Genomic DNA, 22,462 nt, shown 5'->3' on the forward strand with positions numbered 1-22,462 from the left:
ATAGAACAAAACAGGTCACGGGATCGTTCTGAAATCAAAGGTATCGGTGAGGACGGTATTCTCTAATCCCCGAATCACTTGACCCCGATCAGTTCACCCTCTCACGGTGGCAATCAGTTGGAGAAGTCCTCATCAGTAGCATCTAATCGCTCACGGCGGCGTCTATACTCCTCCTCGTCAATTTCGCCCCTGGCATAGCGGTTCTGGAGCGTTTTTCTGGCTGAGTCGTCGGTAGCCGATCGAGGAGAATTTTGGTTTCCAAGCCAGTAGAGCCCCCCACCGAGAACGCCCAGCATTCCGAGTACACCACCAACAGCTGGTAGCCCTCCAACTCCTCCGTTGCGGCCACTCATCATTCCAGAACCACCTCGTCCCATCATTCCACCACCAGTATTCCCGCTTCTATCGCTGCTTGAGCCGTAGGCGACTGTACCCTGGTCAACAATCGTCTCACTCGATGGGACCTCACCATCCGGGATTGGACCCTCCTCTGCCGGTCCGCTAGGACTGCCAACCACTATCCGTCCGACCATCCCAATCGACTTGTGCGGGATGCAGTAGTAATCATACGTCCCTGGCGTTTCGAACGTATATTCGAAGCTCCCGTCTGAGATCGTCCCACTATCGAAGGCGGAAGCGCCCTCCGGAATACGATCTGCGTACGCCGTAGCGGAATGTGCCCCCGCTGCGAGTTCAAATTGAACGGTTGTCCCGGGATCAACACGTAGGCCGATTGGGTCGAAATAATTGTTTCCCATCTCCACGATGGGCGTCTCCTGTGCGTTCGCTGACTGAGCAAAGCCGGTGCCGGCGACCGCGCTGGCACCGACAATGCCTAAGAATTGACGTCGGCTGTGATGTGTCATGTGGTCTGTATCATTCGTCAGGGGGTAGCTACGCGCGATACTGGTACGAAGACTTCGGACGTGACTCACTCCGAACTTGTCGCTTGTTCCCATTACTACTCATAACCATATGCTGAATCGAGCACACCATTTCGATGTAACGGAACGATGCTGCCGAACGGTTGGTTTCGATACCCTCGAGTCGATCCGCAGGTGTTCAAACGGGTGAAACGCGGTTTGGGTAGTGGTCACTCTGATTGTTCGAGCTTTTCTCGTCGGGCTTCGAACTCTTCGTCCGTGAGATCGCCACGAGCGTACGCCAGACGGAGCTCTTCCATCGCGGGATTATGAGACGTCTGTGTCTCGCTCATCTGCCGAAAGATAAGATATCCACCGCCCAGAAGCGCAAGGAGGAAGATGAGCGGGACGAGCATACCGATGAAGGGCCACCAACCACCTGTGGTACCGTACTGGCCCATCATTCCTCCGTATCCCATCATCCCTCCGAACCCCATACCCATTGTGAGCAAGGGAAGGAGGATGAACGCTCCGAGGACGATGAGCAGTATCGTCGTCGTATCCAGTTGATCCGATGATGCCATCAGAGATCAGGCCTCCGATACGGGTTCAAACTCGTCTGTTACGGCTGCCAGTACGCGGTCGAATCGTTCGCTGACCTCGGTCGCGATGGAGTCAAGTGCATCGTTGTCAGCAATCCCGACTAGCTGTTCCGGATCGACCGCACTCACCACGATGACGCCGTCATCAGTCTCATAGACGATGACGTTACAGGGCAAGAGCGCACCGAGTTCAGTTTCTGCACTCAACCCTTCGTATGCCAGCGGGGGATTGCACGCACCGAGGATGCGATACTGGCGGAACTCCTCGCCGAGTTTCTCCTTGAGCGTCGCCTGAATGTCGATGTCACAGAGAACACCGAATCCCTCGTTTTTGAGCGCGGCATTTGTTGCGTCGACGATATCGTCGAACTCTCCATCAATCTTGGTTTGTATTGTGTATTTCATGTAATACTGTATTCTTTTTACGGACTTAAGGGTTCGGTCCCGTCGCCCCAACTGGCAGACGAGAATTTTTCTCGACGATGCTCCTTCTATTTCGGTCATGGGCACTACTCGAGTTGCTTTCGTCGACGGTCGAACTCTTCATCGGAGAGTTCACCGCGAGCGTAACGCTCACGGAGAATCGCAAGCGGCCGACTATCACTCCTCTCAGAATCTCTGTTGAGGAGTGAGTAGACGAGATAGAGCGGGACGACGATCAGGAGCCCCATCCAAAGGAAGCTCCAGAGGCCCATTCCACCGCTGAAGACCCCCCAACCGCCGCTACCCATCATACCGCCGCCGTAGCCTCCACCACCGTGAGCTGCTGCGGTGCCCGTAACTGCAATCAACAGCGGAAGTGTAAGCATTGCGATTCGACGAATCGTCCGCCCGAGAGTGTTGGTGTAGTGTGTCATTGTGATCGGTGAGTCAGTAAGTCGAATATCGATCGTTTCAGACGAGGACCCGAACAGGGATCGTTAGCAGCCGTACCCCTGTCCGTTCATCCCCGTAGCGGTGTGATTGTCATCCGCCATATCCTGGGCCATCTCGTCGACGGTCACGCCCATGTGCGCTTCCATCTCGTCAACGGCATTCGGGCCCATGTAGTCGGTCATGTGACCTTCCATCCAGGCCGCCCAGTCTGCTGCACTACCACCGGCTGGCGTCCCTTCAGCTGCCGTCTCGTTCCCCTGGATCGGTTCGTCACCGTGTGCGCTAACTACCGGGGCGGCAAACGCGAGTCCGACAATCGCGAGCGCCACGAGCAGCCATCGTCCGAGGTTTCGGTTGGTCATTGTCTTTCGCCTCACGTAGTCATACGGTGGGTTCGGAGTTATCTTCGTGGGAGTGAACTCAAACAGGAGAGCGTTCAAGAACGTCTATAACGCCATCTAAACGTTTTCTACTGACGGGATCGTTCATACCTGCCGAATTCGAGGGGATCAGAGGAATGGTGAGAGCAAAGGGGATCCGTCGAGACTGTTCACCTCATTGCGGCGATCCAGACAATAACCACGGTTCAGGCGGCGAGGGAGGCTCGGGTATTGCTAACCACGAACGAGATGGGTCAGTTCCCTCGGAACTGGTGATACTGCCTCGTGAGTGCCTGACGATGGTAGAGGATTCCAATCGTCACGAGAAACAGAACGGTCGCAATCTCGTAGCCATACGCACCAAGCAATAGCATCGTTGAAGAACCACTTAGTCCGCCTGCAAGTAGAACAGCAAACAACGGACTAACGCAGGCAGGACACGCTACAATCCCGACAATTCCTCCGACCGCCGACTGCGAGAAATCAAGCAACGCATCATAGACGAGATACGCCAGCGCGAACAGGCCAACCGCTTGGTAAGGAATGAGCGAGACCGTGATCAGGTCACCTGTATAGATGAAGACCGGACTCCACCCCAAAGATCGACCCCACATTATTCCGAAGCCGTTTGGTCCAGTGAGCTGTCCGAAATGAGAGGTGCTCGGTCCAAGTAATCCTGAAAAATAAAACATCACGATGAGGTATAGAGCAACGACAAGTGCGGCACCAAGACGATACACGCGACGTGTCGTCTCAGGTCGGGTGTGCCAGATCGCCCAGAGTGAGGCGGTGAACCAAATGAACGGAAGGACGAAATGGGTCCACCGACTCCCCATATCTCCTGTGAAAAATGCATACACCAGCCCGGCAATCAACTGTGCGGCGAGGAGGAGATTCAGCCACGTACTTGACTTGAGAAGTCGGCTCACATGATCGCTTTCGAGTGTTGCTTGTGGCATGATGGGGTAGTGTGTGTATGAAGTTCTAGGTTTGTTGGTTCTGTAGATCATCACTCGGATACACGCGATAGGTCCGACCCTGTCGTTCCCGATACAGCAGCCCGCGCTCCTCGAGTGAACTCACAGTCTGGCTCACTTTACTCTTCGAGAACTCAGATCGATCCCGAAGTTCGATCTGCGTTATTCCGGGGGAGTTCAAGACGGGTTCGAGAACGCGTCGTTCATCATCCGGTAAGAGATCGAGAACGCGTGCTTGTGGGTCCGATTCAGGATTGATAGACGTCGCCGGCGAGGCTTCATCGTCCATCGACGTAGCCGTTGCCGATATCTGTACGGAATCGACAGGCGTCGTTGTGTCAGCCACTTCTGGATCGGTGAGTTCTCCCCGGACCACGTAATAGACGCTACCGATAACGCCAGCGACCAGCAGGGTTCCAACCACGTACCAGAGGGGGTCTGTGCCGTGCATCGTCCCCATAGATGAACCCATCATCGACCCCATCGATTGCTCGATAGCCCGACGCTGTTGATAGGCTCGCCAACTGAGTACCCCGCCGGCCAGGAGAACGAACCCGACAAGTACACCGACGACAGTATCTGCTCGACGGCGATTCATATGACGGCCCCGAGTTGCGAGATTTGACTATTCATACCGTTTATTTGGGTACAGTAGTTGTGACAATTGCGGATTGAAACTGTGATGATGAACCCCTTCACAGCGGATGGGTCACAGTGCGATCATCAGTGGTCATGGTCATGATCGTGGCTCGATATCTGCGGGCTTTGATCAGCAAATTCCGTGGGTTCTTCTTCGAACGTACGCTTGCATTTCTTTGAGCAAAAATAGTACGTCGTCCCATCATGGGATGCACTCGGGGCCTCATCGTCGGTTCGCATCCCACACACTGGATCACGATACTGACCCGGTGCGCCGAGTCCGCGCCGGTAAACGTAGAGGAGGAATCCAGAGAGTGCGAAGGCGATAATATTGAGGTAGAACGTGTAGTTGAGCTGGAAGTACGTCTGTTCGGTCGCCGTCTCGCCACCGGCCAGATCTGGGACGATGTCGAGGGCGTCGAACAGCAACTCCATGAGGAAGCCGGTGAACGCCATCGTGACGAAGAAGACGCCGAGGATGTACAGCATGATCTTCCAGCCGTAGTACTTCCGGTAGACGTTCAACACGGGCACGGTGATGAGATCGGCATAGACGAATGCGATGATCCCGGCGAAGCTGACGCCACCGCCCCACAGCGCGACGGCGAACGGGACGTTCCCCATACTGCCGACGAAACTGAGCACGGCGATGATGACGCCCATGACGGCGTTCTCGGCAGTCACGAACAGGCCGTCGCCCTGAATGAACAGCGTGTTCCACACCCACTGCGGGACGAAGACGATGACGAACCCAGAAATAAGGAAGCCGGCGACGATGTCTTTCCAGATCATCGACCACTCCTTGCGGTACTGATTCCCGACCTTGTACCAGCCACCCCACGACAGCAACTCGTCACGCCACCCGCCGCGACTCGACGTCTCCTGGCGGTAGGTCTCCATACAGCCCTCCGAGCAGAATTTGAGCGTCTCACCGCCGTCAGTCGTGAGCGTGTACTCGTCTTTGCCTTCCATCCCGCAGGTCGGGTCTTCGGTGAGGCCCGCCTCACGGTCGCGCTCGTTGAGCGTGTCCCGAACCTCATCGAAGAGGTTCTCGGGAAGCGTGAGGTGAACGATACCCGCCATAACAACGATGAGGATGAGGCCGCCGAGCAACTCCGCGAGAAGGAATTCCCACCCGAGCAGGATCAGGATCATCAACCCGAGTTCGACGATGAGGTTGGTCGACGCGAACATGAACGCGAGGAAGTTCACCGCGTGCGCCCCCTTCTTGAACAGCCCCTTCCCGATGGCGACGGCGCCGAAACTACAGCCACTGCTTGCTGCTCCGAACACAGTCGCCTTGGTAAGTCCAGTTAGATCGCCCTCACCTAGCACCTGTGCCATCCGCTCCTTCGAGACGTAGACCTGGACCAGACTCGTAATCGTGAGGCCCATGATGATCGCCCACGCCGCCGTCCAGAGAAATCCGACACCGATACGGAGGGATTCAAGAACTCCGTCGATTATCGTCGCCTGCATAGGTGTATCATTGTAGGGATCATCTATTGCGGTTTTGATTAGAATATGCTGCCTATGAGGGTATCAGTACTATGGTATCGTAACCGTCGGCCATAGATGATCTATTGTGAAGAGGGAAAAACCTTGCAAACCTCCACAAGCTCCGCGGACTCCGACTTCAGATTCAAAAGGGGAATCTGATTAAATCACGCCGACGTATTAGAGGCTAATGGGACCAGTAGAGACCGATGATATCCCAAATGAGGGGAACATCACCTGGAAGAACAGCGTTCGCCGGCCTGCTCGGTTGTCCAGTACGGTAACTGTCACATCCACTTCCTAATTTACGATGGCTGTCGATCTGGCAATCCATGATGCACTCGTTCTCACAGCCGACGAGCGGAACCGCCTGTACGAGCGCGGCACAGTATGCATCACCGATGGCTGTATCGAAGAAGTCCGACCGTCACGTGCAGGAGACGGAGAATTAGAAGCGTCCACCGTTATCGACGGGAACGGGAAACTGGTGATGCCGGGGTTGGTGAACGCCCACACGCACCTGGAGATGACACCGCTCATCGGTGCGTTTAGCGAACTCGATCTGACGGAGATGCTCGGGAGTGGGACGGCCTTGTTTAACAGACTAGGGAACGGCGAATTCGAGTACCTCGTCGAGGCAGGCGTCGAGCTCGCAGCGCTCAATTTCCTCCTGGGCGGTGTCACGACCGTGAACTCGATGGACGCACGGCCTGCCGCAGGTGCAGAGGCGTTCGGGGAAGCAGGGCTCCGCGGATTTTTCGGCCCGGCGATCTCGGACCTCTTCTGGGACCAACCAGTCGATCAGCAGTTCTCCCGTGCTCGCGAGTTCGTCGAAACGTACCACGACACGTACGAGGGCCGAATCAGGGCGACGATCTGCCCGCACGACGACTGGTCGTGTACCAGGCAGCTGTGGGAACGGACCGCGTCCCTCGCCGCAGAGTACCCGGACCTGCTCGTCCACACGCACTTGCTCGAACTCGAGGAGAGTAACACGATGGCACGAGCGAACGGTGGCGAGGACTCGGTGGGATTGCTCGACGACGTTGGACTCCTGGACGACCGACTGGTCGCTGCTCACTTCCGCCTCGCCGACGAAGAGGACATCCAGCGAACCGCCGAGGCGGACGCGGCTGTTGCGCACTGCCCGTCCGTCTTCTGTTACTGGAATCCGAACGGGGAGACGCAGTGGACGCCCGTTCCCGAGCTTCGAGCCGCCGGCGTCGACGTCGGAGTAGGGATTGACGACCACTACTGGCACGACTCGTACAGCATGTTCGGTGAAGCGCGGCAAGCTCGGCTGGCGGCAAATCTCAAGCGTTCAGCTGGGCAGTTCGACTCGATGGAACTGATACGAATGCTCACTATCGAGGGCGCACGCGCGCTGGGGATGGACGACGAGATCGGCAGTATCGAAGCGGGAAAGCGCGCGGATATTATCCTCCTCGACGTCGACAAACCGAAGTTCACGCCACTGACCAACGTTCCCGCACACGTCGTGAACAACGCGGTCCCGGCCGACGTAGAGACAGTGATCGTCGACGGCGACATCGTTCTTCGGGACGGCGCACCCGAGACGATGGATTCGGACGACGTGCGACAGCGAGCAAACCAGGCTGTCGAACGCTTCGTGGACGAGACTGGCTGGGAGCTACACGTAGGTGGCAGTGAACCTCCCACCAGCATCGAGACAGTACGGGACCTCCCAAAGCGTGGCCCTGCGCGACTCCTGACCCGCCTCGCGATTCAATCTGTGCGTGATCGATTCCCATTCTAAGCGGGTGGCAAAGAACAGTCCACACACCCTTCAGCGCGATAGACGGAGCAGCCGGTCTTGCAGTACACTCTTCAAGGAGACGCCGGCTATGTACAGCTATGCCCGGTAAACGGAGTGATTCCCCACTCGGTCGGGTGATTGGTCTCGGTGTCGCCGGCCTCGCTGTAGTGTTGCTGGTGTTGGATCAGACCACCGACCTGCCGGTTCCCTACGGATATGATGGAAGTGGCTTTAGCTTCCTAATCGGGGGTGTAGTGGCACTTCTGGTCGTTATTGTCCTGGGGTGGCAGTATCGTGATGTCCTGTTTGGGTAATTCGCTCGGGAAGCAACTCGCTTTTGCGCAATCAGTCGCGGGACTCGTACAGCTGTTGTCTCAGTTAGTTTTGAGTCGCTTCGCGATCGTCGCAATCTGATCCAGGAAAAATCCGAGATCGGCGTTCTCTTGGCTGGTGACTATCGGCGTCTCTCGAACGTATAGGTCCTCTTGAACGATTTGAAGCAGAAAATCGGCGACATCAGCCCGTGAAATCGGCCGAGCACTGGCATCAATATCGACACCGTGGACGTATTCTCCGGTTCGCGGTGTGTCCGTCAATCCACCGGGCCGTACGATCGTCCAGTCGAGGTCGCTTTGCATGACCAGTTCTTCTTGCCGGGCCTTGTCTGCCATCAGATCGTGGAGAGCGGTTGCGTTTGCAATTCGGACATACCACGGAACGGTTTCAGAGCTCGAACCGAGACCCATCGACGTTAACACGAGTAATCGGCTGACTGGCCGGTCATCCATCGCCTCGATGATGTTTCGAGTTCCCCGCGACACGACATCCGGTGGGTTGTTCGGCGTTCGTCCAAGGAGACAAACCACGGCGTCTGTATTCTCGACTGTTTCAGAGACTGCCCCTGGATCCAAGACATTTCCCTCGATAGCTGTGATCTGCTCACCTGGCGGGAGTTTAGCCTGGGATCGGGTGAGGGCCCGAACGTCATAATCGGCGGCCAGGGCCTGCGTTATCAAACGTCGTCCTGTCCCACCAGTCGCCCCGAACACAGCGAGTTTCATGAGAGTGAACCGGTAAAGCGGTTGTACAACTCAGCAAACAGGTAGGTGAATACACCTGTAATGACCACTGCTTCAAGGATTCCAGCGATAGTCCCAGCAGGTGTCGGCGTGAAGAACAAATGCCACTGCTCCATCATCTCGACCCCACCTTCGTAGATTCCGATCGCCCCGAAGAGGCCGAGTAAAAGCATAATCACAGCTGCGACAGTAGCTGCTGCCGCAGCAAATGGAAGCGGATCGAGACGCGGTGATTCCTGACTGGATTCCGGGATCTGACGAACGCCGGTTTGCTCGGGTGGAGTGCTCATATGAGATACTACGAGCGGGTAATTCACTGAGTTTGTGGATACGATTCGAAACCGGCTACATCAAACTGCTACCCGCCAAAATATGATGACAAAAAAGCACCACGGCACGGGGTTTGACCCATTACTGAACCCTTCTCTTAGCACGATCCAGCCCGATGAGTCAGCGTGACAGCGCGAAGGCTCCCAGAATGAGATTGGATTCGAACGCAGAACTGTTGCAAAGATGGGATGTCGAAAGTATTCCCGAGGTAGCCCACAAGAAGGTAAGACACAATCGCATTGAATAGGGAACTCGTATTGAGAACTGGAGACGCATTTCACGGAGGGAAAATATGTCTGACAAAACAGACGATACACGACTCATTACGATTGTTCTCATTATCATCGGTGCGTTCGTCCTCTTCCCGATGTTCTTCATGGGCTTCGGGATGATGGGAGTTGGCCCGATGATGGGTGGCACATGGGCGGCCATATGTGGGGAGACGGGACCATACCAACTTGGATGTTTATCGCCGGTATCATCATGCAGCTCCTTTTTTTAGCTGCCCTCGTCGGCGGTGCCTACCTCCTCTACCAGGCAATTACGGGAAGTGAGAGCGACTCAGACGACGTCACCGGTAGTAGCCAAATAAACGAACGACGGAACGAGAGTCCGGTACTTATACGCCGAACGTCGCGCGCAGCATGTCCCGCGTGCCCGGGCCGAGCCCGACCGCGAGCACCGTGATCAACAGCAGCAGCGTGTACCGCGGCGACTCCTCGTACATTTCCCCGTTGAACACCCAGACGACGAACGTCGCGGCCGCGAGCTTCACCAACAGAAACGGCCACGCGTCGCCGGTGACGGAGACGATTGACGCCGGCAGCAGCCGCCCGGTCCAGTCGACGATCAGCGCGTTGACGACGTGTTTCGGCACGAGGTTCGCGGTGCCGGTCAGGGCGGGCATCCAGTTGAGCCCGATCACGTTCGCGACGCCGTCGATCGCGTGCCCCCAGATGATCACGATCCCCGCCGCGCCGGTCCCCTGTCGGATCGTCGGAATCTGCCGGGTCGCCAGCGCCCACGTGCCCGCGGTCGCGGCCGTCGCGATGACGAGCGTGGGAACGAGCACCTGCGGATAGAAGGTGACGTAACCGGTCGTGGCCGCGAGATAGGACAGATACCCGACCGCGAGCGCGAGCCCCGCGGCGCCCGACGCGAACAGCGGCCGCGCGTAGTCGTCGACGACGCCACGGCGTTCGAGCCCGAACGCGGCGAGCACGCACGCGAGCGTGAACAGGAACACCGTGAAGTAGATGAACGGGCTGATCAGCACCGCACTCGCCGGGAACGCGATCAGCGGTTCGACGCCGGCCGCGGTCGCGGCGACGCCCGCGTCCTCGACCGTCCGCATCGCCCCGCCGAACAGCATGAACGGGAACAGCGCGTAGAAGAAGCGGAGCTCCGTGGCGATGTCGAGCCGGCGGAGGAGGAAGACGACGCCGATCAGCATCGCCAGCAGGATCACCACGTAGCTCACCGTCGAGAAGGTGGTGTACCCCGGGGCGGCAACGACCTCCCCGGCGCCCCGAGCCGCCTGACACGCCGCGGTGCTGCCAAGCAGCTCCGTCCCGCCGGCGTCGCGGACCGCGCACTGCGCGCCCTCGCCGTCCGCGACCACCGGCCCCCAGAAGTAGCGCCAGAGGAACTGGTCGTAGACGACGCGCGGGAAGACGACCGATCCGACCGCCAACAACGCCGTGACGCCGCCGACGACCGCCGCCCACGCGCGCTCCGGCGACGGGTCGAACCCGTCCGCCACACCTGTGCTCATGGTCACCGTTCGGGGAGGTCCCGAGTTGAGCGTTCCGGTCCCGTAGCGCGGGCGGCGGCGCCACGCGCTCCGCTACAGCGGCGGCCCGGGCTGCTCGTAGTCGGTGCCGAGAATCACCATCGTCTGCGAGCGCGAGAACCCCTCGGTCTCCGCGATCCGCTCGAACATCAGCTCCCGGAGCCGGTCCGTGTCGGCCGCGACGACGCGGAGGATGATGTCCCACTCGCCGGTGGTGAGGTGGATCTCGCGCACGCCGTCGATGCCGCGGAGGCGTTCGAGCGCGTCCTCGAACCGGACGACCCGTTCGTCACCACCTATAGAAATGTAGTGGAAGAGGCGGGACACTCCTGTCCGACTGCCTCGAACGCCTATCGGATCGTCCGGTTCGGGCTCGACGCCCTGTATCCCGACGACTTTCCAGTTCGGAGCGAAACCGAGGTGCAGGCGGCCGGCCCGCAGGACGATGCTGCGTACGGCGTGATGAGCCGCATCATCTCGTACGTGACTGCGCGACCGACGATGACGGATTCAACGGGCTCGCCGGCGGCTACGGCGGCCGCCGCGACCTCCTCGTCTTCGACGCATTCGACCCGGACACGGCGGAGCTGACGTTCCGATTCCGGCGAACCGACACGGACGAGACCGTCGAAGTGGCCTACCACGTCAGCGACGTTCCTGGCGGTGACCCGCGATCGGGAACCTCCAGGGGATTCTCGACGGATCGGCAAGCGACCAGCAACGGGAGGCCTTCGCTGACGCCTGGCACCGCCGCGTGCAAGTCGTTCTCAGCGACGACTCGGTGTTCACCGTCGACGCGGTGTGAACGCGGCGGTGTATCCTTCGTACTCGAAATACGAGTTACCGGGGTATACTGTCGATCTCGTTGAGCGCCTCGGTGGCGACATCCCCCAGTTCGCCGGCCTCGATATGCGAGTACCGCTCACGGACCATTTCCTCCGAATTATCGAGATACCGGGCGGCGACAGTATATCCGAATGCTCGAACGAGAACTTCACCCATCCCACGCCGACCACCGTGCGGAGCAAGATAATCGTGTTTCGGATGGTCGATGTCGATCTCTGCAGCCTCTGAGAGTCGTTGGAGAATCGACCGTGCGCCATCCGTCGTGATCGACGGCGGCCGAATATCCTCCTCAAGCGCCAGGAGGAGGTCGCGAGCGTACTCCTCACGGCGTTCGGCGATTGCCTCCGGATGTTCCCCTCGTTCGGATAGCTCTTCCCGGACGAGCCCTGCGAGCGTCCGTTGGTCGAACGTTGGAAACACCGGCCACCGCTCCGTCGGTGGGTCCATCAGCTGGCGGTAGCTCCGGAGCGGCGAGATCACCGGGTCGGGAAGACTGGCGGCGTCCCACTGCTGTTTCTTCCGGTAGACGTCCATACTCCCGTCGTCAAGGGAGATGTCCTCCCAGCGAACACCGCGTCGGCGCGGGTCATTCGGGTCCCGGAGGAGTTCGCCGACGCGGACGGCGGTGTACGCGAGGACGAACACCAGCGCCCGGTCACGAGCCGCCTTCAGCGCCGCGTAGCGTCCTCGCTGCTTGTCGAGGGGGTCAGTATCCTCCGGAAGTATCGTGTACGCCTCGACGGCGTCGCGGGCCCGTTCGTCGACGTGGCGGGTGAGGGCGTGGCGCTGTTCAGACGTCCAGGCCTGCTGGTCGCCGGGCTTGCGGCCGTCGTCCTCCGGCAGCGGCGCCATCGCACTGGCCCGCTGCGCGTAGTGGGCCTCAAGATATCCCTCGTTGACACACCACCCACACCACGCAGAGATATAGCGGTAATAGGTTTGTACCGTGTTCTGCTTGAGTCCCCGATCTCCCCCGAGATGCCGAGCGTACTCCCGGAACACGCGTTCGTCGAGATCGTCAAAGGTGGGCTCCCGGTCGACGTCGTCGGGGACGATCCCGGTCCAGTCGTCGTCGCCGCGGTCGCCGGCGGCCCACTCGGCGAACCGCTCGAGCTCGCGGGCTGCGTTTCGTCGATAGTTCCCACCGTCGCCACCGCGACCCTTCCCCTTGTCCTGGAGATACCGTTCGAAGGAGCTCGCGAGTGACCGATCGGCGCGTTCTCGGGGTGTCATGGTTCCTCGTTCGCGTACTGGTAGGTCGGACGGACGTCCTCAAGGAGCTCTTCGACGATTTCCCAGAGAATCAGGGAGGGAGTCTCGTGTTCGAAGGTGATCCCCCAGCGGTCCTCCGTATCGGCGACTGAGTACTGGAAATGCGTCCGTCCCAGATCGGGATGGTCTTCGTCCTGGTGCCAGCCGGCGTGAAAGCCCGTGTTCGGATCGGTGTAATTGATACGGAACCAATCATGTGGCTCCTGCCGGTACCACTTGATGGACAGTTCCGGCGACTCAGGCCCTGTCGAAGGGTCGAGACGGGCTGGATCAAACCGTGCCCGCAGCTGTTTGGCCTCGATATCATCAGGAACGAACTCGACTGTCGTGATCTGTGGCACACGGTCGAGGACGTCCCGCTTTAGCTGGGCGTAGAAGTTTGCGTTCGGGTCACCACCGGGATGCGGGACCGACATCCGTCAGCTACTGGCCTCGGCAGGCTCTGTTGTCGGAGCGAGGAAGTCCCATTCTCGGATGGCGAACCCAACGATCTGGATACGCCGCTGAAGATGCTCCCACTCACGGGCAATCTCACGGCGACTATCTTCCTCCTCAGCGTCAAGGGACTCGTCAGCGAGCGTCCCGCGAAGCTGGTTCGGTGACTCAACGCCGAATTCGTCCTCCCAGTCGCGAATCTGGGTCTTCATATCGGCGAGACGGTCCGTGAGCTCCTCGACAGTGTGGCCGCTGTCTCGAAGACGCATCGCCTCCTGCATCGCTTGGCGGCGATAATCAGGGTAATACGTCGTGTGAGTACCGCTTTCGTCACGATGGAGGATGCCATCGTCGACGAGCCGTTCGAGGACGCGCTTAGTTGGTTCGTGTGACCAGCCCGCTTCGGAAGCGATCCAGTTGGCTGTCCGCGGCTCCGACAGCTGCCGAGCAACCATCCGCACGCGGTCTTCACCCGTGGTCTGGCGTTCCATCAGGCCCTCGGAGTTCGATTCGTCTTCGGTCATACAACACCCTTCGGACTGTGTCTTAATATAGATTGAGGTCATTAGTCCTATATCGAATGCGCTTCTTCGCCATCGCCTCGACCTCGGCTGAGGAGAGTCAGAGCAAACTCGGAGCCCGGTCTTGTCGGCTCTACCCCGGGGGAAGCGCCGTTGTGAGGGGGTTGCAGCATTCGTGCTTCACCGACGGCGGCGGGGCACTTCAAAGTGGTCGTGATTACCGGCGTAATCAGGACCACCAGTGACAGAAGTCTCATCTCCTATATTCCTGCGATAGAGGGGTTCTACTCACTAATAACCGAATATGAGTCAATAATAAATCGTATGCCGCTATACCAAAATCGCAACCGGCGGTTGCCGATTCATTGTCAAAGCTAAATCGGGAAATACTGGGGCTGAGTCGATTGTCCTTCCCACTCGTGTCATCTATTCCTGGCGAGATCACGCCACGGTTGTATTGACCACATTGGCGAGATCACACTTTCTGCCGCCCCCGCAACGCCGCGAGAGTGTAGTCTTCTTCGGCGAACTCAGGGAATCAACCGTCCAAGGGAGATAGCGGATGGCCTTTCTTGACATCTTCACGACTGATTACGGAGCTGGGAACTTGGCTGGGAGATCATCTGAACCCCGTCGATCACGGTACGAGTTCTATGCAGAGCGTCGGTACCTGATGTAGCTGAATGATTCTCGCCGTATCGAGGGAGAAGAATGGTCGACGGCCCGACCTTGTTCTGCCTAGCGTGCCGACGTCCGGCGAATTTTGCTTCACTCACCCACATACATCAGTTGTGGCAGTCCGTTATGAACGTCCATTGTGAACACTCATTATGAACGTACAGTATGATCACAAGGCGTGGTCTGTAATTGTTACAGTACGTAATGTGGCGTGTGTCTGACTAACTCTTATTATCGATGCGAATGATGGTGCGTACATGCTACCAATAACGGTCTATAACCAGAGTGGTGGCCAATCCAAATCCACGATCACCAGAGATCTCGCCGCCGCCTACGCCGAACTCGGTCTCAACGTCCTCATCGCGGATTTCGACGCCCAAAATGGAAGCGTCTCGAACTACCTTGGCGTCGACGAAGACAAACACAACCCCGACGCCGACGACCTTACGCTGCACCTTATCGACCAGGGCAAAGGGCCGTTCCGCGACCTCATCCGCACGGCCGACGACGGTATCGACGTTATTCCCTCACACAAACGCTTCAACCGCGTCGACCAACGCCTCGACCAACACGCCGACTACCTCGAAGCGTCCAAACCCCCCGAGTGGGAGTACCCCCGATACGAACGCTTTTTCCAAGTCCTCCAAGACAACGACATTCAGGACGAGTACGACGTCATGCTCGTCGACCCGAACGCGAAAGCCGACGAAGGCTACTATCTCGCCCTCTACGCCACCCGCAACATCCTCATCCCTGCCGAACCCACGCGCGGCGGCATCGAGAGCATCGCCGGCGTCGAAGACAGCGCCCGCAACTTCGCCGATGAGATGGATATCAATATCACACTAAGCGGTGTCGTTCCATCGAAAGTCGACGTCGGAAAGAAGATTCACAAAGAGTACCTCACCAAGATTCACGAGCAGTATCCGGCTCCAGTCTACTTCAAGAACCTCGGTGCGTTCGAGAAGGCTGAGGAGAACTACGAGACGGTGTTTTCTCAGCTGAAGGACGGCCGCATCCGTGACTACAACGCGGACATCATGCCTAAGTTCCGCACGCTCGCATCGTACATCTACCATCGCGCGGGCCAAGACCTTCCTAATGGGGGGTGGCCGCGAGAAGATCTATTCCACGGAAACGACATCTGGGGAGAAGTCGACCTCTCCCAGCTGACGACTGGCGGTCCCGACGCCGCTGAGGTGTCACAATGAGCTTCGAGTCAGGCGGCGATATGGAGAACCCGTTCGAGGACGCAGATGACGAAGGCGACGACACTCAAGCCGACGAATCAGTAGAGATGGACATAGAAGACACGCAGCCTGTCGAGGACGACGAATCGACCAACAACACCACTGGGCAGGCGTCGAGTACTACGAGGCGCGACGACTTACGTGGGGCCGGTAGCGGACAGGAATCCGAGACCAGAGTCGACTACATTAGCGACCTTGAGTCCGGCCGCAGGTACTCGAACGAGCGGCTCGCGAGAGCACTCATGCGGCCGGAGTATCACTCCGAATCGCCGCCAGTCCCCTACGCGACGTGGCGAGATGGAACGTCGACGGCACGCGACCGGACCACGCTCGAACTCAACCCGGACGTCGACAACCTTGTCCGGAAGGCCCAAACCGAGTTCGAGGACCGCTATGGCACGAATATCACAAAGGCCGATCTCCGTGAGTTCGCGATGGTGTACGGCCTCGCACACCTCGATGACATCTTCGAGATGGCTGAAGAATGGGGCATCCAGTATGACAACTGAACCGATGTGCTTCCGTATTCGGTTTCGAACTGTTCCTTGACGTCGTCAATATACAGACTTGTGAGCATACCCTTGCCAACACTGTAGACGAACGGTCCAGTCGTTCATGAAGTGAAACCTGAGTGGTGGAACTCAGCCAGATACGCTCTAACCAACTATCTAGTAAGGCTTTCAATTGTTACCGAATTATTGGTAACCACCAGATGTACGAGGTGCTCGACGACATGGCAGCCCAGGTCATCCTCGCCATCAAAAGTGGTGACTCCAGCCGGCGTTTCGCTCAGCACCTCCACAGACCGTACGAGACGGTGAGACAAGCCGTCAACCGTCTCGAAGACGCAGACCTACGTCCACTATGACGACGGCCTCTCTGTTGTCGACCAGCGCGTGAGAGAAGCCGCGCGCGAGCTGGTCGCGGCAAGCGCCGGCGTGAGTCCACCCTCCATCGAGGAGGCATACATCATCCCGCAGTTCGGTGACTGGCCGTTCGCGTTCACGCGGATCGACGCCATCTACGTCTGGATTCAGGGCGGCTACCAGGTCAGCCGCGAACCCGACGACTACCCGCTCTTCATCGCTGTTCGCGAGCAGGATGTCGACGCCTGGAAGACGTTCTTCGAATCGTTCGGGCTACCAACCACCTTCGAGCGCCAGCCCAGCGACGAGATCGATGGACCACTGCAGATCGTACTCGATCCACAGCCGTCACTCGAAATCGAGGACGTCGAAGGCTACCCGGTTATACCGCGCGAAGACACGATCGAGTACATGCGCGAGCACTACGCGCAGTTCCAGTCGGCGCTCGCGATGCTTGACCGCATGTACGACGACCTCGATCTCGGTGTCACTAGAGAGCGAGGATCTCAAGCATGGCTCTCGGAGTGATTTCGGGGCATCGGCTGTCTCTGTTGAGACAGTCACGGCACTCCAGCAGTATCTGTCTGATCAGATCGAACAGCTGCAGTGAAACAGCTTAGAGAGCCCGCGGATCAATATCAACGACGCTGGCAAAGGCAACGTTCTCCTGAACCTGCTCGATTTCGACGGTCGGCTCATCACCGGGTTGGCCACCAGGAACGATCACAACGTATCCACGGTCAACTTTCGCGATTCCATCACCCTGGTCGCCGATTGTCTCAATTGTCACGTCCCGAATTTCGCCCTCCTCAACCGGCGGCCCAGAAGATCCACGCTGTCGGTCAGATTGGGCACGATCTGCGGACGCGGGCTCGTGCTCGTCCTGCGCCGTCGTGGGTGAGTCGAAGACAGAGATCCGATACGTTTCGCCGAGGGAGACAGCGTCATGATTGAGCTCCCCGGACGGAACCTCGACAACGTATGTCCCGTCCCGTTCGTGAACAGTCGCGCTGAAAACAGAGCGAAGCGAGTCCGGAATTTCGACCATTCGATGGTCCAATACTCGGCTGGTAGAGAACTTAACTCCATGGAAACGGCACGAGACAGCGACCTCCTGTATTGACGGGTAGTGCGGTGAAGTCACCGTTCTACCGCGATTGAACGTGAGAAGATGTGTTCTTGTTCGTACGGCCACATGGGATCTGAAAACGTCACGTCGAAAGAGAATTAACCAACATCTCGACTCAAAAAACCGTAGTTGTTGGTTAATACTATGAGGTACGGTAATCGCAGCGAAGATATCGAAGGGTAACAGGATCGCTGACAGGGGGCAAAGAACCCTACGACAGCTTACGAATAGGCGTCGTTGAACTCACGTTCACGCCGCATCAGCTCCTCGACACCATGCTCGAGGATCCCGCGTCCCATTGCTGTCGGCCGATAGTACGTGTAAAAGCCCTGGCTGTCGGCGGTCCGTCGCTGGCGCTTGTCGACGAGGCCGACATCAACCAGTTCGTCGAGGTGGTAGTGGAAATTGTGGGATTCGACATCGACCGCGGCCTTGAGATCGGCAGCACTCAGTTCCTCGTTGGCGACGAGCGTTCGCAGGATGCGAAACCGCGTCGGGTGGCCGATCGCCTGTTGCATCGTGAGATACTCCTCGAGCGTCAGCCCGCTCTCTTCAGGGAGCGGCGGCTCCGGCTGGCGAACGTCCTCTGTTGGCTGGCGATCGGTTTCGGACATTGAGGGATGCCTCGGTTCGAGAGTTGGGACGCCACATACTTAGTCGTTCTCTACTAGAATATTCCTGAGAACACCGATATTTATATACTACTGTTCCGAATCGACGACTCGAATGCGGCAACGGATTATCGACAATCTCTCCCGGGCCACTGAAGATTCGGACGCCCTCACTCCAGCCCGGCGCGAACAGTTTCTCGTCTATCTGATGGGGCCGTACCGAACGTTCGACGTCGACGCGCTGCTACCGGCGGACGCGGATGTCGAAACCGACGCCCCATCGTTTGCGACGTGGGACGAGACCAGTGGCGAGTACGCCGAAGATGAGGTCTTGCGCCTCCTCCAGGAGACACGGGACTGTCTTCGCGACCGTGGCTTCAATTCCTTCCTCGCGATTGACGTCGGAATATCGCTCGATGAGATGGATGCTGCCACACAGAGTATTGCCTTCGCACAAGCTAGCAATGCAACGATTTTCATCGCCCCACAAGTCGGCGATAATCTCGGCGTCGGGATCGAGATCGGGAGCGTCCTCGAGGATTTACTGTCAACAGACGGGATGCAGGGGCCGGCGACTGACGCGACCCCACCAGAGCGCACGCGACGGGTGATGGTCGCGACCGAACCATCGGTTCGAAGCGCCATGCTCGGGGCAGTCCACGCGCGCTGGGACGCCAGCGTCCGGACGTTCACCGATGCCGCAGATTGCTGCCGACTGTGCGCGCAGTTCTGTACCCACATTCAGAACGAAGAGCTCTATGGCTCGCTTGAGCGTTTGGAATGATTCCGTCCAGTGCAGGCGGAACAGGCATCTATGAACTACACCGGCTAGGGAGCAGCACTTGACAAGAGAGATGAGCGGTCCCCGCTGATCGCCGATTCCTGAATCGAACGGAGGCTGCCGAGCCGATGTTGCCGCTCCTGTGTATATTTCGCGATGTCCTTCCATCAGAAGCCTCGAAAGACATAGACGTAGAGGAGGGTCTCCACTCAGGAAAAACAGTGTGTAGGGTCCGCAAGATCCGATGGCGGCATCACTGAACCCTCCAGAAAATCGGTGACGCGATCTCCTGGGCGGTCGCCTCTATCGATTTGTTGTGTGAGCAACCACCATGATCTGTAGACCCACCCCTATCGACTTGTTACTGTCACCGATGGATCTGAATCATCGATAACACCCTCACCCCTATCGATTTGTTCGAGGAACAACCTACTGATTGAGCTGTGCGTTCACGACGGTACGGAGTTCGTCATCGTGGACGTCGTCTAGCCGCGAATCTTCTCGGAGCGTTTCGATGATGGTTTCCGGATTCTCACCAAACGTGAACTCGAGGTAGCTGCCCGAGTGTGGCCCCTGACTCTTCCGTTCTGTCTCAACTAGCGAATACGTCGTGAGTTCCTTCATCTTGTTCACGTACGTTTCCTGGTGGTACTGATCCGAATCTAGGGTACCCGTCAAGTACTGATATACCCGGTATCCAATCGGGCTCTTCGCTGCACCAGTTCCGGCCTCACGGGCCACAGCTGCAGTTGCGAAAAGACAGAGCTTCTTCTGCGTACTAATTCCACGAGTTACCTCTAACACGCGGTTCTTCTCGACCTTATCTTGGGCCTCTCGAACGTGCTCCTCACGGACTTTATCTGCACCTGTTTTTTCTGCGATCGATCCCGCTGTTCGCATCAAGTCTATCGCCTTTCGGGCGTCCCCATTGGTTTGCGCGGCGAATGCTGCTGCGAGCGGGATGACGTCGTCACTGAGCGCATCCTCGTGGAAAGCGTCTTCTCGAGCCCAGAGGATTTCCCGGAGTTGGTTGGCGTCGTAGTCACTGAAGTGAACGTCTTCGGGGGTAAACGAACTGAGAGCGCGACTCCCCACACTCTCCATCATCTTCGTGTCATTAGTAATGGCGGTCACGGAGACCTGGGCGGTGATATCATCGGTGCTTCCAGCACGAGAGAGTTGATAGAGAAGACGGGAAAAGGCTGGCTCATCCTTATCGCGACGACCGACGAGCATGTCGAGTTCATCGAGAATGAACACGACTGTATCGTAGTGGTCGTTTATCAGACGATAGAGTTCGCGCCATTTTTTCTTGTTTGGAACCCCGTGTTCTGGGACATCGACAGTCGTTCCAATGTCGCTCGCCACCTTTCGCGCAAGTTCGTAGACGGCTGCACCGAGGGTTCCCACATTCTGGCAGTTCATCTGGATGACGCCGAACCGGATATCACGACTTTCGCAGAGTTCGACGATGTTCTGGCAGACAGCGTTGATGATGAGAGATTTCCCGGTCCCGGAGGGGCCATAGAGGAGAAGGTTCGGCGGCCGCTCGTTACTAATTGCGACGCGAAGGTGCTGAGTGATATCGGTGAGCTGGGTGTCACGACCGACGATGCGTTCTTCATCGACGATTTCGTTCGGTTCAAGGAGATAACGGTTCTTGATGAGACTCGCGGCTTCTTCCTGCTCGAGAATGAGATCTTTGATAGAACCCGTGGACTCGGGGGTTTCCTCGGGACCACGATCCGTTGGCATACCGGACCTCACTCTACCACGATACTAAAAGATTCCCCTGTCGATTTCTTTTCTACCGGTACGACGGTCAGATCCGGTGTATTAGAGGGTTACACCGGAGTATCCCACAACCTCCGACGATTTGTTAGGAGCTCTTCGCCTCAACCAATCCAATAGGACTCTCTAACACCCTCTCACCTCTATCGATTTGTTCTAACCACAAAGGAGGGGTGGGGGTGAGAGAAATCCCGAACGGACTAACGCTCCATCTACGTCACGATTAGCACGGAATCGAGAGCTGCTTTCACCTTCTCTTTCTCTTCTTTCTAGTTATAGTTACTAGCTAGCTAGTAGAACGCACCTCTATCGACTTGTTCTCACGACATGCCTGCCCTTCATTTCCCTCCTGATTTAGTATATGAATATGGATTGAGAAATCAGGAGATAAAGAGCGGGTTTGGACATCTTATAGGTACCATGGCGGGACGTCTTGTCATTCCCTCTGTTCCCCGGCAAACTACTCTACACTCTCCCCTATCGATTTGTCTAATACCCATCCCATCTACCGAATACAGTAAGAATCGAGCTAATAAAGACCGATCCGGTCGAAGGACCTCATCCTGATGTGCCATCTTCTCGTGAGTTTCTCGTGATCAACTCTCCCCTCCCCACCCTTACTCGCCAGAACAAATCGATAGGGGTGGGTGTGTGGTCCTGTCGACACGGTCGCGATAGATGCAGCTGATCACGTATAGAGCCGACTCCGTGCTCAATTTCGGAATCTTCTCTCTATTGGTTCGATACTGGTCTTCCGTGGATGACTTCCCGCTGAACAAATCGATAGAGGTGACCCTCCGCATGCAGGTGGTTTCGTTGAACAAGTCGATAGGGGTGCGTCTCCCTAGCTACTCGATCGGGTTCAGAGATCTCGATATCTGGTCCCCTGTATTAGCAATGCTACCGTACACAGCCAGTCGATTCAGTCAATTCGCTTCAAACCGATGCGTATTTGAGCGAAACGCTTTTTATGCATTATTCGAATGCTGTGGTAATGAGTACTTCCGACCACACACCAGGCGACCTGGAGTCCGTTCGAGAGCGGCTCAACGTCGTCACCCAGGAGACGCGATTCGTGCTCCTCCAGGACATCCTGGGGCATCCGGCGGAACTGCCGACGCTGAAGGAACTCGACTACGTCAACCCGAGCAAGAGCCAGACCACGATTCGTCAGCACCTCCAGCAGCTCGTTGACGCCGGCATCGTCGAGGAAGTGCTCCTACCCGAGGACCGTCGGCAGAACGACCTACCGTACAAGTTCTACGGGATCAGCGAGAGTGGTCGGCAGTTCCTCGCAGAGCACAAGCTCCTCCGGGCACAAGACACGCTCCGAGAGATCTACGACCGAGTGGAGAAGACCGACGACATCAAACGATACGAGACTGCTCCGCGACCAGAGCGCTAACAGCTTCCGTCTTTCACTTCGCAGATGGGGTGTCCTCCGAACAACTGGCCATCCGACTGAGGTAC

The 22,462-nt window shown here is 57.6% G+C and carries 22 protein-coding genes and 3 pseudogenes; 7 read left to right on the plus strand and 18 right to left on the minus strand.

Features of this window, described 5'->3' with window-relative positions; all coding sequences use genetic code 11:
- Positions 1–113 precede the first annotated feature (113 nt).
- The 8 genes from B4V04_RS01000 to B4V04_RS01035 all read right to left on the minus strand — a co-directional run bounded on the left by B4V04_RS01000 (position 114) and on the right by B4V04_RS01035 (position 5,816).
- On the minus strand, positions 114–959 hold the full coding sequence (locus B4V04_RS01000; protein WP_246057995.1) for a plastocyanin/azurin family copper-binding protein: 846 nt from the start codon (positions 957–959) through the stop codon (positions 114–116).
- 134 nt (positions 960–1,093) lie between these two features.
- Complete coding sequence (locus B4V04_RS01005) at positions 1,094–1,447, minus strand: SHOCT domain-containing protein (RefSeq protein WP_004048653.1); 354 nt, start codon at positions 1,445–1,447, stop codon at positions 1,094–1,096.
- Positions 1,448–1,453: 6 nt separating this feature from the next.
- Entirely contained in the window at positions 1,454–1,870 is a 417-nt protein-coding gene (locus B4V04_RS01010; protein ID WP_142980487.1) for a DUF302 domain-containing protein, read from the minus strand.
- Between the two features lie 104 nt (positions 1,871–1,974).
- On the minus strand, positions 1,975–2,322 hold the full coding sequence (locus B4V04_RS01015) for an SHOCT domain-containing protein (protein ID WP_142980488.1): 348 nt from the start codon (positions 2,320–2,322) through the stop codon (positions 1,975–1,977).
- A 63-nt stretch (positions 2,323–2,385) separates the two neighbouring features.
- Complete coding sequence (locus B4V04_RS01020) at positions 2,386–2,703, minus strand: hypothetical protein (protein ID WP_142980489.1); 318 nt, start codon at positions 2,701–2,703, stop codon at positions 2,386–2,388.
- Positions 2,704–2,975: 272 nt separating this feature from the next.
- Positions 2,976–3,680, minus strand: a complete 705-nt coding sequence (locus tag B4V04_RS01025; protein WP_498228530.1) for a DUF7546 family protein — start codon at positions 3,678–3,680, stop codon at positions 2,976–2,978.
- A 25-nt stretch (positions 3,681–3,705) separates the two neighbouring features.
- On the minus strand, positions 3,706–4,296 hold the full coding sequence (locus B4V04_RS01030) for a helix-turn-helix transcriptional regulator (RefSeq protein ID WP_142980491.1): 591 nt from the start codon (positions 4,294–4,296) through the stop codon (positions 3,706–3,708).
- Between the two features lie 125 nt (positions 4,297–4,421).
- On the minus strand, positions 4,422–5,816 hold the full coding sequence (locus B4V04_RS01035) for a permease (protein ID WP_498228531.1): 1,395 nt from the start codon (positions 5,814–5,816) through the stop codon (positions 4,422–4,424).
- Positions 5,817–6,144: 328 nt separating this feature from the next.
- Here B4V04_RS01035 and B4V04_RS01040 point away from each other — a divergent pair, with 328 nt between their 5' ends.
- Positions 6,145–7,611 (plus strand): amidohydrolase family protein, encoded by a 1,467-nt coding sequence (locus B4V04_RS01040; protein WP_498228533.1) that lies wholly within the window; start codon positions 6,145–6,147, stop codon positions 7,609–7,611.
- Between the two features lie 374 nt (positions 7,612–7,985).
- Here B4V04_RS01040 and B4V04_RS01045 read toward each other — a convergent pair whose 3' ends face one another.
- The 4 genes and pseudogenes from B4V04_RS01045 to B4V04_RS01060 form a co-directional block, all read right to left on the minus strand.
- Positions 7,986–8,672, minus strand: coding sequence for an NAD(P)-dependent oxidoreductase (locus B4V04_RS01045; RefSeq protein WP_142980494.1), 687 nt, complete (start codon positions 8,670–8,672; stop codon positions 7,986–7,988).
- On the minus strand, positions 8,669–8,980 hold the full coding sequence (locus B4V04_RS01050; RefSeq protein WP_241659241.1) for a hypothetical protein: 312 nt from the start codon (positions 8,978–8,980) through the stop codon (positions 8,669–8,671). The genes B4V04_RS01045 and B4V04_RS01050 overlap by 4 nt, the downstream gene beginning before the upstream one ends.
- 659 nt (positions 8,981–9,639) lie before the next feature.
- Positions 9,640–10,794: a DUF63 family protein gene (locus B4V04_RS01055; RefSeq protein WP_049983668.1), complete on the minus strand. Its 1,155-nt coding sequence runs from the start codon at positions 10,792–10,794 to the stop codon at positions 9,640–9,642.
- 72 nt (positions 10,795–10,866) lie between these two features.
- A pseudogene (locus B4V04_RS01060) lies at positions 10,867–11,088 on the minus strand (Lrp/AsnC ligand binding domain-containing protein); the annotation flags it as partial.
- Between B4V04_RS01060 and B4V04_RS01065 the strand changes: the two are divergent.
- Positions 11,077–11,617 (plus strand): annotated as a pseudogene (locus B4V04_RS01065) (hypothetical protein); the annotation flags it as partial. The pseudogenes B4V04_RS01060 and B4V04_RS01065 overlap by 12 nt on opposite strands.
- Before the next feature lie 35 nt (positions 11,618–11,652).
- Here the strand turns inward: B4V04_RS01065 and B4V04_RS01070 are convergent.
- From B4V04_RS01070 to B4V04_RS01080, 3 genes are read right to left on the minus strand one after another with little or no spacing between them, the layout of a single operon-like run.
- Entirely contained in the window at positions 11,653–12,891 is a 1,239-nt protein-coding gene (locus B4V04_RS01070; RefSeq protein ID WP_498228535.1) for a site-specific integrase, read from the minus strand.
- Positions 12,888–13,346 (minus strand): hypothetical protein, encoded by a 459-nt coding sequence (locus B4V04_RS01075; protein WP_004048666.1) that lies wholly within the window; start codon positions 13,344–13,346, stop codon positions 12,888–12,890. The genes B4V04_RS01070 and B4V04_RS01075 overlap by 4 nt, the downstream gene beginning before the upstream one ends.
- A 3-nt stretch (positions 13,347–13,349) precedes the next feature.
- Positions 13,350–13,931: a DUF7342 family protein gene (locus tag B4V04_RS01080; protein ID WP_498228537.1), complete on the minus strand. Its 582-nt coding sequence runs from the start codon at positions 13,929–13,931 to the stop codon at positions 13,350–13,352.
- Positions 13,932–14,821: 890 nt separating this feature from the next.
- Here B4V04_RS01080 and B4V04_RS01085 point away from each other — a divergent pair.
- The 3 genes and pseudogenes from B4V04_RS01085 (at position 14,822) to B4V04_RS01095 (ending at position 17,208) form a co-directional block, all read left to right on the plus strand.
- Positions 14,822–15,775 carry a ParA family protein gene (locus B4V04_RS01085; RefSeq protein WP_271932952.1) on the plus strand — a complete coding sequence of 318 codons (954 nt, stop codon included), beginning with the start codon at positions 14,822–14,824 and terminating at the stop codon, positions 15,773–15,775.
- Positions 15,772–16,323 carry a DUF7970 domain-containing protein gene (locus tag B4V04_RS01090; RefSeq protein WP_271932953.1) on the plus strand — a complete coding sequence of 184 codons (552 nt, stop codon included), beginning with the start codon at positions 15,772–15,774 and terminating at the stop codon, positions 16,321–16,323. Before B4V04_RS01085 ends, B4V04_RS01090 begins: the two co-directional genes overlap by 4 nt.
- Before the next feature lie 203 nt (positions 16,324–16,526).
- A pseudogene (locus B4V04_RS01095) lies at positions 16,527–17,208 on the plus strand (RNA polymerase subunit sigma-70).
- Positions 17,209–17,296: 88 nt separating this feature from the next.
- On the opposite strand, the gene B4V04_RS01100 reads toward B4V04_RS01095, so the two are convergent.
- A complete protein-coding gene (locus B4V04_RS01100) occupies positions 17,297–17,728 on the minus strand; it encodes a TRAM domain-containing protein (protein WP_271932954.1) in 432 nt (143 codons plus the stop codon).
- 302 nt (positions 17,729–18,030) lie between these two features.
- Positions 18,031–18,423: a winged helix-turn-helix domain-containing protein gene (locus tag B4V04_RS01105; protein WP_271932955.1), complete on the minus strand. Its 393-nt coding sequence runs from the start codon at positions 18,421–18,423 to the stop codon at positions 18,031–18,033.
- A 112-nt stretch (positions 18,424–18,535) separates the two neighbouring features.
- Between B4V04_RS01105 and B4V04_RS01110 the strand changes: the two genes are divergently transcribed.
- A complete protein-coding gene (locus tag B4V04_RS01110; protein WP_271932956.1) occupies positions 18,536–19,204 on the plus strand; it encodes a DUF7509 family protein in 669 nt (222 codons plus the stop codon).
- Positions 19,205–19,630: 426 nt separating this feature from the next.
- Here B4V04_RS01110 and B4V04_RS01115 read toward each other — a convergent pair whose 3' ends face one another.
- Positions 19,631–20,956, minus strand: a complete 1,326-nt coding sequence (locus B4V04_RS01115; RefSeq protein WP_271932957.1) for an orc1/cdc6 family replication initiation protein — start codon at positions 20,954–20,956, stop codon at positions 19,631–19,633.
- A 1,030-nt stretch (positions 20,957–21,986) separates the two neighbouring features.
- Here B4V04_RS01115 and B4V04_RS01120 point away from each other — a divergent pair.
- Positions 21,987–22,397, plus strand: a complete 411-nt coding sequence (locus B4V04_RS01120; RefSeq protein ID WP_271932959.1) for a helix-turn-helix domain-containing protein — start codon at positions 21,987–21,989, stop codon at positions 22,395–22,397.
- Positions 22,398–22,462 lie beyond the last annotated feature (65 nt).

It is taken from the genome of Halorubrum sp. B52 (genome assembly GCF_059752555.1).